This window comes from Polaromonas sp., assembly GCF_030689685.1.
Classification (GTDB): Bacteria; Pseudomonadota; Gammaproteobacteria; order Burkholderiales; family Burkholderiaceae_C; genus Polaromonas.
Map to the genome: position 1 here is coordinate 1 of NZ_JAUYEY010000012.1, position 16,005 is coordinate 16,005.

15 protein-coding genes and 1 riboswitch are annotated in these 16,005 nt (G+C 62.3%); of the genes, 2 read left to right on the forward strand and 13 right to left on the reverse strand.

The genetic code is table 11. The features are described 5' to 3' along the window. Positions 1–148: 148 nt before the first annotated feature. Positions 149–634: a glutathione peroxidase gene (locus Q8O29_RS03350; protein ID WP_305560647.1), complete on the forward strand. Its 486-nt coding sequence runs from the start codon at positions 149–151 to the stop codon at positions 632–634. A 62-nt stretch (positions 635–696) separates the two neighbouring features. Here the strand turns inward: Q8O29_RS03350 and glcF are convergent, their stop codons facing one another. From glcF to Q8O29_RS03385, 7 genes are all read right to left on the reverse strand, one after another. Beyond that, on the reverse strand, positions 697–1,926 hold the full coding sequence (glcF, locus tag Q8O29_RS03355) for a glycolate oxidase subunit GlcF (RefSeq protein WP_305560648.1): 1,230 nt from the start codon (positions 1,924–1,926) through the stop codon (positions 697–699). 12 nt (positions 1,927–1,938) lie between these two features. Continuing rightward, positions 1,939–3,036 (reverse strand): glycolate oxidase subunit GlcE, encoded by a 1,098-nt coding sequence (gene glcE, locus Q8O29_RS03360; RefSeq protein WP_305560649.1) that lies wholly within the window; start codon positions 3,034–3,036, stop codon positions 1,939–1,941. An 81-nt stretch (positions 3,037–3,117) separates the two neighbouring features. After that, positions 3,118–4,035, reverse strand: a complete 918-nt coding sequence (locus Q8O29_RS03365) for an SMP-30/gluconolactonase/LRE family protein (protein ID WP_305560650.1) — start codon at positions 4,033–4,035, stop codon at positions 3,118–3,120. Further along, on the reverse strand, positions 4,032–4,835 hold the full coding sequence (locus Q8O29_RS03370) for an aldose 1-epimerase (protein ID WP_305560651.1): 804 nt from the start codon (positions 4,833–4,835) through the stop codon (positions 4,032–4,034). Before Q8O29_RS03370 ends, Q8O29_RS03365 begins: the two co-directional genes overlap by 4 nt. A gap of 138 nt (positions 4,836–4,973) precedes the next feature. After that, a complete protein-coding gene (locus Q8O29_RS03375) occupies positions 4,974–6,479 on the reverse strand; it encodes an ammonium transporter (protein ID WP_305560652.1) in 1,506 nt (501 codons plus the stop codon). Between the two features lie 27 nt (positions 6,480–6,506). Beyond that, positions 6,507–6,845 (reverse strand): P-II family nitrogen regulator, encoded by a 339-nt coding sequence (gene glnK / locus Q8O29_RS03380; RefSeq protein WP_188706387.1) that lies wholly within the window; start codon positions 6,843–6,845, stop codon positions 6,507–6,509. Between the two features lie 25 nt (positions 6,846–6,870). Then, positions 6,871–7,704: a TorF family putative porin gene (locus tag Q8O29_RS03385; protein ID WP_305560653.1), complete on the reverse strand. Its 834-nt coding sequence runs from the start codon at positions 7,702–7,704 to the stop codon at positions 6,871–6,873. Between the two features lie 218 nt (positions 7,705–7,922). Here Q8O29_RS03385 and Q8O29_RS03390 point away from each other — a divergent pair, with 218 nt between their 5' ends. Continuing rightward, complete coding sequence (locus tag Q8O29_RS03390) at positions 7,923–9,461, forward strand: YifB family Mg chelatase-like AAA ATPase (protein WP_305560654.1); 1,539 nt, start codon at positions 7,923–7,925, stop codon at positions 9,459–9,461. A gap of 23 nt (positions 9,462–9,484) precedes the next feature. On the opposite strand, the gene Q8O29_RS03395 is transcribed toward Q8O29_RS03390, so the two are convergent. The 6 genes from Q8O29_RS03395 to fba form a co-directional block, all read right to left on the reverse strand. After that, positions 9,485–10,216 carry a formylglycine-generating enzyme family protein gene (locus Q8O29_RS03395; RefSeq protein ID WP_305560655.1) on the reverse strand — a complete coding sequence of 244 codons (732 nt, stop codon included), beginning with the start codon at positions 10,214–10,216 and terminating at the stop codon, positions 9,485–9,487. Positions 10,217–10,280: 64 nt separating this feature from the next. Then, complete coding sequence (gene metH / locus Q8O29_RS03400; protein WP_371134139.1) at positions 10,281–13,064, reverse strand: methionine synthase; 2,784 nt, start codon at positions 13,062–13,064, stop codon at positions 10,281–10,283. A 40-nt stretch (positions 13,065–13,104) separates the two neighbouring features. After that, positions 13,105–13,199, reverse strand: a riboswitch (S-adenosyl-L-homocysteine riboswitch). Between the two features lie 33 nt (positions 13,200–13,232). Beyond that, positions 13,233–14,138 (reverse strand): phosphoribosylaminoimidazolesuccinocarboxamide synthase, encoded by a 906-nt coding sequence (locus Q8O29_RS03405; RefSeq protein ID WP_305560657.1) that lies wholly within the window; start codon positions 14,136–14,138, stop codon positions 13,233–13,235. Then, positions 14,135–14,530 carry a PIN domain-containing protein gene (locus Q8O29_RS03410; protein ID WP_305560658.1) on the reverse strand — a complete coding sequence of 132 codons (396 nt, stop codon included), beginning with the start codon at positions 14,528–14,530 and terminating at the stop codon, positions 14,135–14,137. The genes Q8O29_RS03405 and Q8O29_RS03410 overlap by 4 nt, the downstream gene beginning before the upstream one ends. Next, positions 14,527–14,877, reverse strand: a complete 351-nt coding sequence (locus Q8O29_RS03415; protein ID WP_305560659.1) for a type II toxin-antitoxin system VapB family antitoxin — start codon at positions 14,875–14,877, stop codon at positions 14,527–14,529. Before Q8O29_RS03415 ends, Q8O29_RS03410 begins: the two co-directional genes overlap by 4 nt. Positions 14,878–14,922: 45 nt before the next feature. Next, positions 14,923–15,987 (reverse strand): class II fructose-bisphosphate aldolase, encoded by a 1,065-nt coding sequence (gene fba / locus Q8O29_RS03420; protein ID WP_305560660.1) that lies wholly within the window; start codon positions 15,985–15,987, stop codon positions 14,923–14,925. Positions 15,988–16,005 lie beyond the last annotated feature (18 nt).

A 16,005-nucleotide genomic window follows, 5' to 3' on the forward strand; every position in this document is an offset into this window, starting at 1 on the left:
GTCAGCGGATATGCATCGGGGCCAGCGGGCGAGTCTGGGAAACCAGGCGGACCACGCAATCAAGGCCGGATATAAGTAAGCAGCCGACTTCTTCGCAACACGACACAAATTCTTCTTGCTACCCGGGAGGCATCCATATAAGCACACCATGAGCAGCATTTACGACTTCGAGGCCCAGCATATCAATGGCAAGGACATCGCACTCTCGGAATTCCGGGGCAAGGTCATGCTGATCGTCAACACCGCCAGCAAGTGCGGCTTCACGCCGCAGTTCGGCGGCCTGGAAGAGCTGCACAAAAGCTACACCGGCAAAGGGCTGGTGGTGCTGGGTTTTCCCTGCAACCAGTTCGGCTCGCAGGATCCTGGCGCTGATGGCGAAATTGCCGAGTTTTGCCAGGTCAACTACGGCGTGAGTTTTCCGATGATGGGCAAAATCGACGTCAACGGCCCGGCCGCGCACCCGCTTTACCAATGGCTGTCTGCCGAGGCTCCAGGCCTGCTCGGCAGCAAGGCGATCAAATGGAATTTCACCAAGTTTCTGGTCGGCAAGGACGGACAGGTGATCCGGCGTTATGCACCGACCGACAAGCCGGCGGATCTGGCGAAAGACGTGGAAGCTGCGCTGGCCGCCTGATTGAAGGTCAAATCGGGCTCCAGCCCATGCCAGACAAGCGATAACAGCTATCTATTTGATAGCTAAGCAGTACTGAAAAGCGCCTCGTCCAGCAGCTCGACCCAGTGCCGTACCGGCGTGGCTGTGCCGCTTTGCAAGTGAGTGATGCAACCGATGTTGGCTGACACAATCACCTCGGGCGCCATCGCGTCCAGATGGCCGAGCTTGCGGTCGCGTAGCTGCGTTGCAATCTCCGGATTGAGCACCGAATAAGTGCCGGCCGAGCCGCAGCACAGATGCGCTTCGTTCGGTGATGTACTGATCTTGAAGCCGAGCTCGCCCAGGTATTTTTCAACACCGCCGCGCAATTGCTGACCGTGCTGCAGGGTGCAGGGCGGGTGGAAGGCGACAGCGCCGGTGTGGGCCGATACCTTCGCATGCAGCGGCGCCACCAGCTCGGGCAATAACTCGCTCAAGTCGCGCGTGAGTTCGCTGATACGCGCCGCCTTGGCCGCATAGGCTGCATCGCCCTTCAGGTGGTAACCGTACTCCTTGACGGTCACGCCACAGCCAGACGCATTCATGACGATGGCCTCTACCCCACTTTCCACAAACGGCCACCACGCATCAATGTTGTTCTTCATCTCGGCCTTGCCGCCGTCCTGGTCGTTCAGGTGAAACTTCACGGCACCGCAGCAACCGGCCTTGGGCGCCAGCACCGTCTGGATGCCGGCGGCGTCAAGCACGCGCGCGGTGGCCGCATTGATGTTGGGCATCATGGCGGGTTGCACACAACCGGCCAGCATCAGCATCTTGCGCGGGTGCTCGCCCTGCGGCCAGACCCCGGCCGGCTGCGGCGCCGGCACCTTGGCCTGCAGCGCCGCCGGCAGCAGGCCGCGCACGGCCTGGCCGAGTTTCATGGCCGGCGCGAACAGCGGCGAGGGCAGCCCTGCCTTCAGTGCCCAGCGCAGGGCCTTCTCACTGGCCGGCCGCGGCACCCGTTCATCCACCAGCTTGCGGCCAATGTCGACCAGGTGGCCGTACTGCACGCCGCTGGGGCAGGTGGTTTCGCAATTGCGGCAGGTCAGGCAGCGGTCCAGATGCATCTGCGTCTTGCGCGTCGGCACTTCGCCTTCGAGCACCTGCTTGATCAGGTAGATGCGCCCGCGCGGGCCGTCGAGTTCGTCACCGAGCAATTGGTAGGTGGGGCAGGTCGCGGTGCAGAAACCGCAGTGCACACACTTGCGCAAAATCGCCTCGGCGGCCTGGCCGTCGGCGCTGTTTTTGAATTCGGGGGCGAGATGGGTTTGCATGAAGGGCTCCCGTCAAAAATCGGGATACAGCCGGCCGCGATTGAAAATCCCGGCGGGGTCGAACTCTTTCTTGAGCTGACGGTGAATCCGGTCCAGTGGTGGTTTTAAAGCATCAAATCGGCCTCCAGCCCTTTCTGGATAGGCATCACTAGCTATAAAAAGCGTAGCGCCTCCACCCACAGCTGCGGCGACTGCACGCAGGCGGGGTGCGTCTTCGGGCATGGCACGCACCCAGCGCAGGCCGCCGTGCCACTCGACCAGCGGTGGCTCAGGCAGGTCCAGCAGCGGCGCTGTCTGCGGCACCGACAGGCGCCAGAGGTCGCGCGCGCCGCGTTCCAGAAACCACGGCAGTTGCTGGTCGCGGCACAGCGTCCAGTCGGGCGCCGTCGCGGTGTTGTCCTGGCGTTCACCGCCCAATGTTTTGCAGGCAGCGTCCACCGCCGCGACAGCGCCGCGCAGGCGCAGGTACAACGTGGGCGAGCCCGCATCGTCAACCCAACAACTCGCATTGAGTGGCAGTGGCTGGCCACCCCAGCTATTGAGTTGCGCCAGCGCTTCGGCCTGGCTCATCTCAAATTTCAGGGTGGCTTCGCTAGGGGCCAGCGGCAACACCTTGAGGCTGACCTCGGTGATCAGGCCCAGCGTGCCCAGCGCCCCACACATCAGGCGCGACACGTCGTAACCGGCGACGTTTTTCATGACCTGGCCGCCGAAGGTCAGCAGCTCGGCCTTGCCGTTGAGCAAGGTTACGCCCAGCACGTAGTCGCGCACCGCGCCCACACTGGCACGCGCCGGCCCGCTGAGCCCCGCCGCGACCATGCCGCCTGCGGTTGCGCCCCCTTCAAAATGCGGCGGTTCAAACGGCAGGCACTGGCCGCATTCGGCCAGCACGGCTTCGAGTTCGACCAGCGGGGTGCCGGCGCGCACGGTAACGACCAGCTCGCTCGGCTCGTAACTGGTGATGCCGGTCAGCGGGCGGGTGTCCAGCAACTCGCCTGCGGCTGGCTCACCATAAAATTCCTTGCTGCCGCCACCGCGAATGCGCAGCACGGTGCTGGCTGCGGCGGCCGCCCGCACCTGGTTGATGATCAATTGAAGCGCTGAATCCATGGCGGTGATGGTAAGGCGGGCCGGGAGACAGCAGTTTGATTTTTTTGAACGGCGGGTGTTCGGTTTTTTACGCTGGCACCGTCAACCGGCAAAGAAATTGACCGGCAGCCCCGGCACATCGACGCGCAGGGACAGCACGGCGCCGGACAGCGGCATGGCCTGCAGCTCGGCGGCTGGTCGGCCATGGCGCGCGCTGGTCAGGTACAGGGTCTGCAGGTCGTCGCCGCCAAAACACACCATGGTCGGGCACATCATCGGGGTGACAATCTCGGCCAACAGCTCCCCGGCGGGCGACAGTTTGAGCACCCGCGCGCCTTCAAACATGGCCACCCAGTAGTTGCCCTGGCTGTCCACCGCCGCGCCGTCGGGCCGTCCGCCGTAGCCAGGCTGGCCGGGCTGCCAGCCCGAGGGCTTGAAGGGAAACTGCATAAACACGCGTGGCGCGGACAGGACATTGCCGGCCGCATCCCAGCCCCAGGCGCGGATCACATGGGCGGTGGTGTCCGACCAGTACAGGGTGCGGCTGTCGACTGACCAGGCCAGGCCGTTGCCCACGGTGGCGTCGCTCGCCATGCGGACCAGCAAGCCGCCCTGCAGGCAGTACAGCGCGGCCTGCCGCGCATCGCGCGGCTCATAAATCGTGCTGGCCCAGAAGCGACCGTGCGGGTCGCATTTGCCGTCGTTGAAGCGGGTGGTCGCGCTGTCGTGGCCAGCCGTCGCCAGCCGTTCTAAGGCCCCGCCCCAGCTTTTCGCTCGGTAGACGCCGTCGCGCAGCGCAATCACCAGCCCCCCACCTGCGACGGGCGCGATGCAGCCAGGTTCCAGCGCATGCGGTGCGGCCATGGCCCAGCTTTCGACGCTGCCCATGAACACATTGCAGCGGTGAATGGTCTTCCCGTGAATGTCGACCCAGTAAAGGAGTTGTTCGTGCGGATGCCAGAAAGGCGACTCGCCGACCTCGCAGGGCGCAGCAGAAACCACCTGCCAGGCTGCACTCACGGCGCGCGCTCCACCTGGATACTCATTTGCGCGCTCATCGATTCGCCCGGCGCCAGCACCTCCAGCCCCAGGTCCTCGGCGCGTGCGGCGTCGGCCTGCAACAGGTTGACGGCATTGTTGACATGGCTGACCGGTTCGATGGCCACAAAGCCGCGCGTGGTGTTGGTAAAGACCACCAGCCGGCTCAGGCTGGCGTTGATGCGGGTGTGCAGCAACTCATCGCGCAAGGTGACGCTGCCGTTCCAGCCGTCAAAACAATGGTCCACGTCAAGGCTGGCGCAATCGGTGGCCAGCCCGGCCGATGGCTGGCAATGGGTAGGCAATTTTTCGCCGCTCATCTCCCAGCGCCCGGTGGCATCAAAGGCGATGTGACTGCCGGCCCGCTTGACGAAATAAGGGTGCCAGCCGAGGCCGGCCGGCGCTGGCACGGCCGACTGGTTGGTCATGCTGAGCGTCAGCTCCAGCACATCTCTGCGGATGCAAAAGGTCTGCGAGGCATCAAAGGCGAACGGCCAGGCCGCGTCGGCGCGGTGCTCGCAGGCCAGCAGCAGCAGGTCATCGCCCTGATCGAGCACCTGCCATGGCCGCTGCCAGCCGATGCCGTGGATGGCATGCGGCTCGGGTCCGTTGTTCTGCACCAGCGGGTAGCTGCCCGCGAGACGCACCGTGGCAAGTTCTGCGGCGGCGGTGGAGCGCAACACGGGAACATCGTCCAGCCACAGGCCGGCAATACAGCCGCCCAGCTCTGGCTTGATCTCGCAACGCAGTCCGGCGCCGGACAGGGTGATAGCAGGGCTCATGGCGCCATTGTGCATCGCCGCCACGCAAAAAAAATGGCCCGCAGGAACCGAAGTTCTGGCGGGCCAAACATCCAAAGGAGACTCTCGCTATTTCAACATCCTGCCGCAACTGGCTAGCAGCTACGGCATGTACCGTTTTTAGCGGCTGTAGGCCGTTTCGCCGTGGGAGGTGATGTCGAGGCCTTCGCGCTCGTCTTCCTCGCTGACACGCAAGCCGATGGTCAGGTCCACCACCTTGTAGGCGATGAAGGACACCACACCGGACCACACCAGGGTGATCAGCACTGCCTTGAGCTGGACCCAGACCTGACTGACGATGGAGTAGTCCGCCGCCGTGACCATGGTCACTGTGACCCAGTCGGCCACATAGCCGGGGCCGCCCAGGCTTGGCGAGTTGAACACACCGGTCAGCAGCGCGCCGAGAATACCGCCGATGCCGTGCACGCCGAACACATCGAGCGAGTCGTCCGCACCGAGCATTTTCTTCAACCCATTGACACCCCAGAGGCAGGCAAAACCAGCGATCAGGCCGATGATCAGGCCGCCGCCTATGCCGACGTTGCCGGCTGCCGGCGTGATCGCCACCAGACCCGCCACCGCACCGGAAGCTGCGCCCAGCATCGACGCCTTGCCGCGCATCAGCGCTTCACCGACACACCAGGCCAGCACTGCGGCTGCCGTGGCACCCAGGGTGTTGATGAAGGCCAGGGCGGCGAAGCCGTTGGCTTCCAGGGCAGAGCCGGCGTTGAAACCGAACCAGCCCACCCACAGCAGGGCGGAGCCGACCATGGTCAGTGTCAGGCTGTGCGGCGCCATGGCTTCCTTGCCGTAACCAATGCGCTTGCCCACCATGTAGGCACCCATCAGACCGGCCACAGCGGCGTTGATGTGCACGACGGTACCGCCGGCAAAATCAAGCGCACCCGACTGCCAGATGTAACCGGCTTTGGACGTCATTTCGTCGACCACGCCAGCGGCGGTGTAGGCGTCAGGCCCCATCCAGAACCAGACCATGTGGGCCATAGGCGCATAGCTGAAGGTGAACCAGATGACCATGAACATCAGCACAGCGGAGAACTTCATGCGTTCGGCAAAAGCGCCGACGATGAGTGCGCAGGTGATGCCGGCAAAGGTGGCCTGGAAGGCTGCGAAGATGATTTCAGGAATCACTACACCCTTGCTGAAGGTCGCCGCGTTGGCGAAGGTGCCGGCGGCGTTGTCCCAGACACCTTTCATGAACAGCCGGTCGAAGCCGCCGAAGAAGGCGTTGCCTTCTGTGAACGCCAGGCTGTAGCCGTAGATGAACCACAGCACCACAATCATCGAGAAGGTGACCATGACCTGCATCAACACCGACAGCATGTTCTTGCTGCGTACCAGGCCGCCGTAGAACAGCGCCAGGCCGGGAATGGTCATCAAGATGACCAGCATGGTGGACACCATCATCCAGGCGGTGTCGCCCTTGTTGGGAACGGCCGCAGGCGCAGCCGGTGCGGCCGCTGCGGCAGGAGCGGGTGTGGCTGCCGCAGCAGGTGCAGCAGCTTCAGACGCGGCGGGCGCGGCGGCAGGGGCCTGGGCCAGAACAGCGGCAGCGCCGGTGAACAGGCTCAAACCCAAAGCCAGGGAGGCAAGTAGTTTTTTCATATTGATGTTCTCTTGATGGGTAGGGCCTTACAGCGCTTCTTTGCCGGTCTCGCCGGTGCGGATGCGCACTACTTGCTCCAGGTTGTAGACAAAGATCTTGCCGTCGCCGATCTTGCCGGTGCGGGCTGCGCCCTCAACCGCTTCGATGACACGGTCAACGAGCTCGTCGGACACAGCCGCTTCGATCTTGACCTTGGGCAGAAAGTCGACGACATATTCAGCGCCGCGATACAGCTCGGTGTGGCCCTTCTGGCGACCGAAGCCCTTGACCTCGGTCACAGTGATGCCCTGCACGCCAATACCGGACAGCGCTTCACGCACTTCGTCCAGCTTGAACGGTTTGATGATGGCCGTTACTAGTTTCATAAGTTCTCCTCGATTGGGGTTGCTTTTAGAAGGCGTATTTCAGGCCAACCACCAGCTGACTGTCAGCGATAAAGCGGTTCTTCAGATCAGTGTAAAACCCACCTTTTTTGGCATTGGTATCCATGATGGTGCCGCTCAGCGTCAGGCCGTTGCCCAGGTCTTTGGCCAGTGTCAAGGCGTAGTCAGTGTAATTGGCAGCGTCGCCGGTTTTGACCTGGCCAGTGATGGCGTTGGTGTTGTTCTGGTTCGGGATGCGCTGGTAACCCACGTGCGGCGACAGCGTCAGTCCGTTGCCCAGGTCAAAGCTGGCATTGACTTCAAAATAGCTGCTGCCGGAGCTGTTCAGGTTGCCCAGGAAGCGGCCTGCACTGCGGCTGTATTTCACGGTCACCATGCTGTAAGTCAGCGCGCCGTAAAACTCATTGGTGCTGGCGTTGCCATAGACACCAGCAGCAACGGCGTTGGTGTAAGTCCGGTTGGCTACGCCTGAATTGTTGCCGGGATACTGGTATGTAATGGCGCCAACGTCAAAGCCCAGGCCGGGGGTGACTTCGCCCTTCAGGCCGCCATACAGGTCAATTTCATAAGAGCCCTTGGTCGCGCCATTGACTTCCTTGACCCACTTCACATTGGAGCCCCAGGCGCCCAGGTAAAAGCCGCTTTTGTGCGCAAAATCGACACCTCCCTGCAAGGCCGGCTTGCCGGATGTCTGTGTGATGCCCCGGAAACGATAGTCAGAAACAACACCGACGTTGTAAGACAGGGTGTAATCCGGTGTGGGGACTGGGGTCTGGGCAAAGGCCGAACCAGCCAGCACAAGCGCCATACCCAACATTGTTTTTTTTGCGGCGAATTTCATGGGAACTCCAGAGGTGGTTAAAGTGGAACTGCTTGATAAAGGTTTTTCACGAGGTTTCAATTAGCACAGAGCGTGCCAAAGTTGACAGGCTTCTAGGTTGAGCGCCGATCTACTTGCATAGATGGGGTAGGGTCACGGGGCCGCCACAGACAACAACGCACCGACGTAGTGCATCTAAAAACGCTCGATTTTGGTGCAAACAGGGAGAAAACAGGTCCATGAGCTTATCTTTAGTGCAAAGCCGCGCATTGCTGGGCATGCAGGCGCACCCGGTCTGTGTCGAAGTGCATCTGGCCAATGGTCTGCCGAGTTTCACCCTGGTCGGGCTGGCAGAAACTGAGGTTAAGGAGGCTCGCGAGCGCGTGCGCTCCGCCATTCAGAATACCGGGCTGGAGTTTCCCGGCAACAAACGCATTACCGTCAATCTGGCGCCGGCTGACCTGCCCAAAGACTCGGGCCGTTTCGATCTGCCGATTGCGCTGGGTATTTTGGCCGCCAGCGGCCAGCTCGACACACGCAAGTTCAATGGTTACGAGTTCGCCGGCGAGCTGTCGCTGGGCGGCGAGTTACGCCCCATCCGTGGCGCGCTGGCCATGAGCCTGGCGCTGCCGGGGCCGGATGCTGGCGCTGCCAAACCCAAACTCGTGCTGCCCGAAGGCAGCGCCGAAGAAGCCGCGCTGGTGCCGGGCACCGAGGTGTATCGCGCCACTCACCTGCTCGACGTGGTCCGCCAGTTCCTGCCGGGTGACACGCCGCCCGAAACCATGGCAGGCTGGGAACGCTTGCAGGCCAGCGCGGCGCACAAAGATGCGGCCTACCCTGACCTGTCGGATGTCAAGGGACAGGCGGCGGCCAAACGCGCGCTCGAAATTGCCGCCGCTGGCGGACACAGCGTGCTCATGATGGGCGCGCCGGGCTCCGGCAAGTCCATGCTGGCGCAGCGCTTTGCGGGCCTGCTGCCAGCCATGAGCACCGAAGAGGCGTTGCAGAGCGCCGCCATCGCTTCGCTGGGCGGCCGCTTTTCGCTGGACCGCTGGGCACAGCGCCCGACCTGCTCGCCGCACCACACCGCCAGCGCCGTCGCCCTGGTCGGCGGCGGTTCACCGCCCAAGCCGGGTGAAATTTCGCTGGCCCATCACGGCGTTTTGTTTCTTGACGAGCTGCCGGAGTTTCCACGCGCCGCGCTGGAAGCCCTGCGCGAGCCGCTAGAGTCGGGAACCATCACGATCTCGCGCGCCGCCCAGCGTGCGGAGTTTCCGGCGCGTTTCCACCTGATCGCAGCCATGAACCCCTGTCCCTGCGGCTATTTGGGCTCCACGCTGCGCGCCTGCCGCTGCTCGCCCGACCAGGTCTCGCGTTATCAGGGCAAACTCAGCGGCCCGTTGCTGGACCGCATCGACCTGCACGTCGAAGTGGGCGCGCTGGCGGCTGACGAATTGATCAACACCCCGCCGGGCGAAAGCACCGCCGCGATCCGGCAACGCGTGGTCGCCGCACGCGAACGCGCCCTGGCCCGCCAGGGCAGCAGCAACCAGGCGCTGCAGGGCAAAGCCATCGACAGCCAGTGCCGGCTTGACGAAGCTGCCGCCAAATTCCTGAACACGGCGGCAGCGCGTTTGGGCTGGTCGGGCCGCAGCATCCACCGCTGCCTGAAAGTGGCCCGCACGATTGCCGATCTGGTCGGCGCGCAGTCCGTCCAGCTCACGCATGTGGCGGAGGCGGTGCAATACCGACGTGTGCTCAAGGCGGCGACCTGAGCCCTGCGGCATATTGCCGCCGCTCACTGATCCCTGGCACACCGGAAGCCGATGTACACCACCGCCGTGTCTCGGGGTTTGCTTTGCCGATGATCGTCGCGCATGCTGGCGGCGCCATACCACCACGAGCCGCCGCGCGTGCGCTTGTCACCGGCGCCGCCGCTGTCAACCCATTCCCACGCGTTGCCGCCCATGTCGAACAAGCCATTGACGCCTTGCCGGGTCGTACCGGTCGGCGCATGGCCACGCCCGCGCGATGTAACCGCAGCGGCCACCGTCTGAACCACCCCGCAGTCACCCAGGCAATTGGCGCCAAGCGGTTCGTCCCCGGTGGGATAGGCGTAGGTCTTGCCGGTGACAAAACCGGCGGGCGGGTTGGTCCGGCGCTCGGTGTAGGCCGCTTCGCCCCACTCGGCATCACGCGGCAGGCGTTTGCCTGACCACTTGCAGAAGGCAGCGGCCTCATCGTAGGTGACGTGCACCGCAGGCTCCAAAGGGGCGGCTGGCGTGCCAAACGGCGCCCGCCAGGTCCAGCCCCTGCGCTGCTCCCATCCATTCTCAAAGGTGCTGCCGCCGCCCGCCCGCTCGGCCGCTGTGACCGTTCGGGAGGCATCCACAAACTGGCGAAACTGCTCCACCGACACCTCGGTGCGGTCGATACTGAAAGAACCGACCGTTTGCATGTCGGTTTGCGCGCTCACACCTGACGCGCCAGACAGCACGATCGCCAAAGCAAGGGCGTGATGACGTGTCATTGCAGCAGCTCCCCATCCATCCTTGTCCCGGTTTGCCAAACGCGAACGGACATGTGTGTTCCGCCTACAAATTGGGCGCCAGCAGGCGCTGCAGGTCTTCGGCCTTTTCGCCGCGGCGCTTCGCCAAGTCCTGTAGCTGGTCGTCGCCGATCTTGCCGACATTGAAATACACGCTTTGCGGATGGCTCAGGTAAAAACCGCTGACGCTGGCAGCCGGGGTCATCGCCAGGCTGCTGGTCAGGGCCATGCCAATGTCGCCGGCCTGCAGCAGATCGAACATGTCTTTCTTGACGCTGTGGTCCGGACACGCGGGGTAGCCGGGCGCCGGGCGTATACCCTGGTATTTTTCGGCGATCATGTCCTCGGGGCTCAGGGTTTCGCCAGCGGCATAACCCCACAAATCCTGACGCACGCGTTTGTGCATGGCTTCGGCAAAAGCCTCGGCCAGCCGGTCGGCCAGCGCCTTGAGCATGATCGAAGAGTAATCATCGTTGTCGTCGTTGAAGTATTTTTCCTTCTTCTCGGCGCCCAAGCCGGCCGTCACGGCAAACAAGCCAATGTAGTCAGGCAGCATGAAGGTGTTGTGGCCTTCGGCGCCGGCATGTCCGGCCCGCACGGCCTTGGTTTCTGCAGACAGCACTTTCGGCGCCACAAAATCAGCCAGACAGCGGCTGGGCCGCATCACGCCGTCGAGCGCAGTCTTCTCAGCTTGCTGACGCAGGCCATACCAGGTCATGGCCACCTCCTTGCGCGACTCATCGGTGTAGATCTCGATGTCGTCGCCTACGCTGTTGGCCGGGTACAAACCGATCACTCCGCTGGCGGTGAGCCAACGGCCTTCAATCAGGCGCTTGAGCATGCGCTGCGCATCCGCATAGACCCGCACCGCCTCAGTACCCACCACCTCGTCTTTCAGGATGGCCGGGAAGGGGCCGGCCAGGTCCCAGGTCTGGAAGAAGGGGTCCCAGTCGATGTAGTTCGCCAGCTCGGCCAGGTCAAAATTCTTGAACACCCGGCGGCCAATGAATTTCGGTTGCGGCGGCGTGTAATGCGCCCAGTCAATCGGCGTTGCATTCGCGCGGGCTTTCGCCAGTGGCCACATCGGCGTCTGCTTCTTGTTGGCGTGTTGGGTGCGCACCTTGTCGTAGTCGGCATTGAGCTCGTCAATGTATTTGGTCGCCTGGTCGGAGAGCAGGCTTTGCGCCACGCTGACGCTGCGGGAGGCATCGGGCACATACACCACCGGGCCTTCGTAATGCGGCGAAATTTTGACTGCTGTGTGCACCCGGCTGGTGGTCGCCCCGCCTATCATGAGCGGAATCTTTTTGATGCGGAAATGGTCGTCCTTCTGCATCTCTCCGGCCACGTACTGCATCTCTTCCAGGCTGGGTGTGATCAGGCCGGACAGGCCGACGATGTCGGCACCCTCGACCTTGGCGCGCGCGAGGATCTCGTGGCAGGGCACCATCACGCCCATGTTGACCACATCGAAGTTGTTGCATTGCAAAACCACGGTGACGATGTTTTTGCCGATGTCGTGAACATCCCCCTTGACGGTGGCGATGATGATCTTGCCCTTGGTCTTGACGTCGCCGCCTGCCGCTTCGAGTAGCAGTTTTTCGGCTTCTATGTAGGGCAGCAAGTGCGCCACCGCCTGCTTCATCACACGTGCGCTTTTCACCACCTGCGGCAAAAACATCTTGCCCTGGCCAAACAGGTCACCGACGATGTTCATGCCATCCATCAGCGGGCCCTCGATCACATGCAGTGGCCGGCCGCCCTCGGCCTTGATCGCCTGCCAGACCTCTTCGGTATCCGTCACGATGTGTTCGTTCATGCCATGCACCAGCGCATGCGACAGGCGCTGGCGCACCGGCAGCGCGCGCCACTCATTGCGTTTGCTGTCGTCCTTGGCGCCGCTTTTCGCGGTTTCCGCCACTTCGATCAGGCGCTCGCTGGGGCTCAGCTGTTCTTCGCCGTCCTTGTAAACCGGCGTTCGATTGAGCACCACGTCCTCGACCCGCTCGCGCAGCGTCGGCTCCAGATCATCGTAGACGCCGACCATGCCGGCGTTGACAATGCCCATGTCCATGCCGGCCTGAATCGCGTGGTACAAAAATACCGTGTGAATCGCTTCTCTCACCGGGTCGTTGCCGCGAAAACTGAAAGACACGTTGGACACACCGCCCGACACCTTGGCGCCAGGCAGGTTCTGCTTGATCCAGCGCGTGGCGTTGATGAAGTCCACCGCGTAGTTGTTGTGCTCTTCAATGCCGGTGGCAATCGCAAAGATGTTGGGGTCGAAGATGATGTCTTCGGGCGGGAAGTCCAGCTCATCGACCAGCACGCGGTAGGCGCGCTCGCAAATTTCGATCTTGCGCTCATAGGTGTCGGCCTGGCCTTTTTCGTCAAAGGCCATGACCACGGCGGCAGCGCCGTACCGCTTGAGCAGTTTCGCCTGGTGTTTGAAAGGCTCCAGCCCCTCTTTCATCGAGATCGAGTTGACGATGCCCTTGCCCTGGATACAGCGCAGCCCGGCTTCGATCACGCTCCACTTGGAGCTGTCGATCATGATGGGCACACGTGCGATGTCGGGCTCACTGGCGATCAGGTTCAAAAATCGCACCATGGCGGCCTGGCTGTCCAGCATGGCCTCGTCCATGTTGATGTCGATGATCTGCGCGCCGTTTTCAACCTGCTGGCGCGCCACGACCAGCGCCTGCTCATACTCGCCGTTGAGGATCATGCGGGCAAAGGCCTTGGAGCCGGTGACGTTGGTACGCTCGCCGATGTTGACGAACAGCGTGCCCGCGCCTATGGCGACCGGCTCAAGGCCGGACAACTTCATGGGGGGAACCTGGATTTCAGACATCACTCACCTTGGCAATCAAAGGTGAGCGCCGTTGCAAAGGCAAGCCGGTGCAGGCCTGCTGTCACCCAAGCCTGACGAAACGACTGTTTCGCTGCAACGCTCCTTGGGTTGGCGGTATTTTAGACCAAGGCGTGGGCCAGCGGCTCAGGCCGTCAGCCGCGCCAGTGCTTCCTGGTACTTGGCGGCGGTTTTTTCGACCACGTCCTGCGGCACACGCGGTGCCGGTGGGGTTTTGTCCCAGGGCTTGCCATTGACCAGGGTCTGCTCCAGCCAGTCGCGCACAAACTGCTTGTCGTAGCTGGGCGGGTTGGCCCCTAGAGCAAAAGCAGCCTCGTAGCCCTCGACCGGCCAGTAGCGCGAGGAGTCGGGCGTCAGCACCTCGTCCATCAGGGTCAGCGTGCCGTTTTCATCGAGGCCGAACTCGAACTTGGTGTCGGCAATGATGATGCCCTTGGTCAGCGCAAAGGCCGCCGCCGCTTCGTAAATGCGGATGCTGAGGTCGCGGATCTGCGCGGCCAGCTCAGCGCCGACGACTTTCACCACCTGCTCGTAGCTGATGTTTTCATCGTGCTCGCCCACCGCCGCCTTGGCCGCCGGCGTGAAGATGGGGGTGGGCAGCTTGGACGCATTTTTCAGCCCCGGCGGCAGCGGCACACCGCAGACCGCCTGGCTGTCCTGGTATTCCTTCCAGCCGCTGCCGGCCAGGTAGCCGCGCACCACAGCCTCGACCGGAATCGGTTTCAGGCGTTTGACCAGCATGGAGCGGCCCGTGACCTGCGGCACCTCGGCGGGTGTGACCACACTTTCCGGCGCTTCGCCGGTCAGGTGATTCGGGCAGAGGTGGCCCAGTTTGTCAAACCAGAACAAAGCCATTTGTGTCAGCAGCACACCCTTGCCCGGAATCGGCTCGCCCATGATCACGTCAAAGGCGCTGAGGCGGTCGCTGGCCACCATCAGCAGGCGGTTTTTGCCGACGGCGTAGTTGTCTCTAACCTTGCCTCTGGCAAGCAGCGGCAGGGAAGTGAGAGAGGAGGTGTGAACAGTCGTCATAAAAGTTGCAGGCGCTTGTCAATGGAGGCGAGGATCAGAAAATCACGGTCGGCGTGCAGCAGGGCTACATCTGCTTCGATAGCGCAGGCGGCGATCAGGCAGTCGTTCGGGCTGCGAATCGTGATGCCTTGCCAGCGGCAACGGGCGTAAAGCAAAGCGGCACTTCGCGCCAATTCAAGAGGCTCTGGGCTGATGTACGGTCGTATCTCATCAAGAGCGGCTTGCAACTGCATGAAATGCCGCACACTGCCAGCGCCTTGCAAGACCTCGCGGTACACGACTTCTGGTATCCACAAGGGACTGCTGTTTCTGAATGCCCTGCGAAGTGCCAGGTCGGAGCGTGAACCCGTGCCACGCAAAAACTCAACCCAGGCAGATGTATCAACAATCACGCCGCGTCAAGCGCAGGGCGTTTGCGCGTCACGCCCGACTTGGCAGGTCTTGAAGTTTTTTTATGAAAACCATCCAACTGATTTTCATGTGCAATGCGTGCATCTTCAAAGGTGTGCAAACCGCGGCGCGCCAAAGCTTCTTGCGTCAAACCGAAGAAGCCTTTGGGGTCGTAATCAGGATCAATCAAACCCTTGCCGCTCAAGGCCAGGATGCCCGAGTAATCAGGCTTGCGCACGTAGGCACGCAAGGCGGCTTCAACCGCAGCCTTCTTGGTCGTCACCCGCGCCAGGATCATGGCCTGGGCAACAAGGTCGTCGTCTAAAACGATGTTGGTTCGTGTGTTCATGGCTATACACCTCTGATGTGTACGCCAATTATGCCATCGCTTCGCTCAGTGAACGAGTTGCGCCAACTCGCCCCTGGCGTACCTGGCAGCCACCACCTGCAGGGTATCGCCCTTGATTTTGGCGCCCTGGCCTTCGCAGCCGAACTCGATGTAACGCTGCTTGCAGATCGCCTTAGCGGCTTCGCGCGCGGGTTTGAGCCATTCGCGTGCGTCAAACTTTTCCGGGTTTTCAGCCAGAAATTTGCGCACTGCGGCGGTCATGGCCAGGCGGATGTCGGTGTCGATGTTGATTTTGCGCACGCCGTGTTTGATGGCTTCCTGAATTTCTTCCACCGGCACGCCATAGGTTTCCTTCATGTTGCCGCCGTACTGGCGAATGATGGCCAGCAGATCCTGCGGCACCGAGGACGAGCCGTGCATCACCAGATGCGTGCTGGGGATGCGTTTGTGGATTTCCTTGATGCGGTCAATCGCCAGAATGTCGCCGGTGGGCTTGCGCGTGAACTTGTAGGCGCCATGGCTGGTGCCAATGGCAATCGCCAGCGCATCGATCTGCGTCTGCCGGACGAAGTCTGCCGCCTGCTCGGGGTCGGTCAGCAACTGCTCGCGCGTCATGGTCGCGTCGGTGCCGTGGCCGTCTTCCTTGTCGCCTTTCATGGTCTCCAGCGAGCCGAGGCAGCCGAGCTCGCCTTCCACCGTGACACCCACCTTGTGCGCCAGTTGCGCCACTTTTTTGGTCACATCCACGTTGTACTCGTAGCTGGCAATCGTCTTGCCGTCGCCTTCGAGTGAGCCGTCCATCATCACGGAAGAAAAGCCCAGGTTGATCGCGCCTTGGCAGACGTCCGGGCTCTGACCGTGGTCCTGGTGCATGACCAGCGGAATGTTCGGGTACATCTCGATGGCAGCCTGGATCAGGTGTTTGATGAAAGCCTCGCCGGCATATTTACGTGCACCGGCGCTGGCCTGCAGGATGACGGGTGCGCCGGTTTCTTTGGCGGCCTCCATCACGGCCTGCACCTGTTCGAGGTTGTTGACGTTGAAAGCCGGAATGCCGTAGCCATAAACTGCTGCGTGGTCCAGCAGCTCGCGCATGGAAACAAGTGCCATAGAAATATTCCTTAGATG

Coding starts and splice junctions, on each gene's coding strand:
- Q8O29_RS03350 (WP_305560647.1), top strand. CDS start 149: ATGAGCAGCATTTACGACTTCGAGGCCCAGCATATCAATGGCAAGGAC.
- glcF (WP_305560648.1), bottom strand. CDS start 1,926: ATGCAAACCCATCTCGCCCCCGAATTCAAAAACAGCGCCGACGGCCAG.
- glcE (WP_305560649.1), bottom strand. CDS start 3,036: ATGGATTCAGCGCTTCAATTGATCATCAACCAGGTGCGGGCGGCCGCC.
- Q8O29_RS03370 (WP_305560651.1), bottom strand. CDS start 4,835: ATGAGCCCTGCTATCACCCTGTCCGGCGCCGGACTGCGTTGCGAGATC.
- Q8O29_RS03375 (WP_305560652.1), bottom strand. CDS start 6,479: ATGAAAAAACTACTTGCCTCCCTGGCTTTGGGTTTGAGCCTGTTCACC.
- glnK (WP_188706387.1), bottom strand. CDS start 6,845: ATGAAACTAGTAACGGCCATCATCAAACCGTTCAAGCTGGACGAAGTG.
- Q8O29_RS03385 (WP_305560653.1), bottom strand. CDS start 7,704: ATGAAATTCGCCGCAAAAAAAACAATGTTGGGTATGGCGCTTGTGCTG.
- Q8O29_RS03390 (WP_305560654.1), top strand. CDS start 7,923: ATGAGCTTATCTTTAGTGCAAAGCCGCGCATTGCTGGGCATGCAGGCG.
- Q8O29_RS03395 (WP_305560655.1), bottom strand. CDS start 10,216: ATGACACGTCATCACGCCCTTGCTTTGGCGATCGTGCTGTCTGGCGCG.
- metH (WP_371134139.1), bottom strand. CDS start 13,064: ATGAAGTTGTCCGGCCTTGAGCCGGTCGCCATAGGCGCGGGCACGCTG.
- Q8O29_RS03405 (WP_305560657.1), bottom strand. CDS start 14,138: ATGACGACTGTTCACACCTCCTCTCTCACTTCCCTGCCGCTGCTTGCC.
- Q8O29_RS03415 (WP_305560659.1), bottom strand. CDS start 14,877: ATGAACACACGAACCAACATCGTTTTAGACGACGACCTTGTTGCCCAG.
- fba (WP_305560660.1), bottom strand. CDS start 15,987: ATGGCACTTGTTTCCATGCGCGAGCTGCTGGACCACGCAGCAGTTTAT.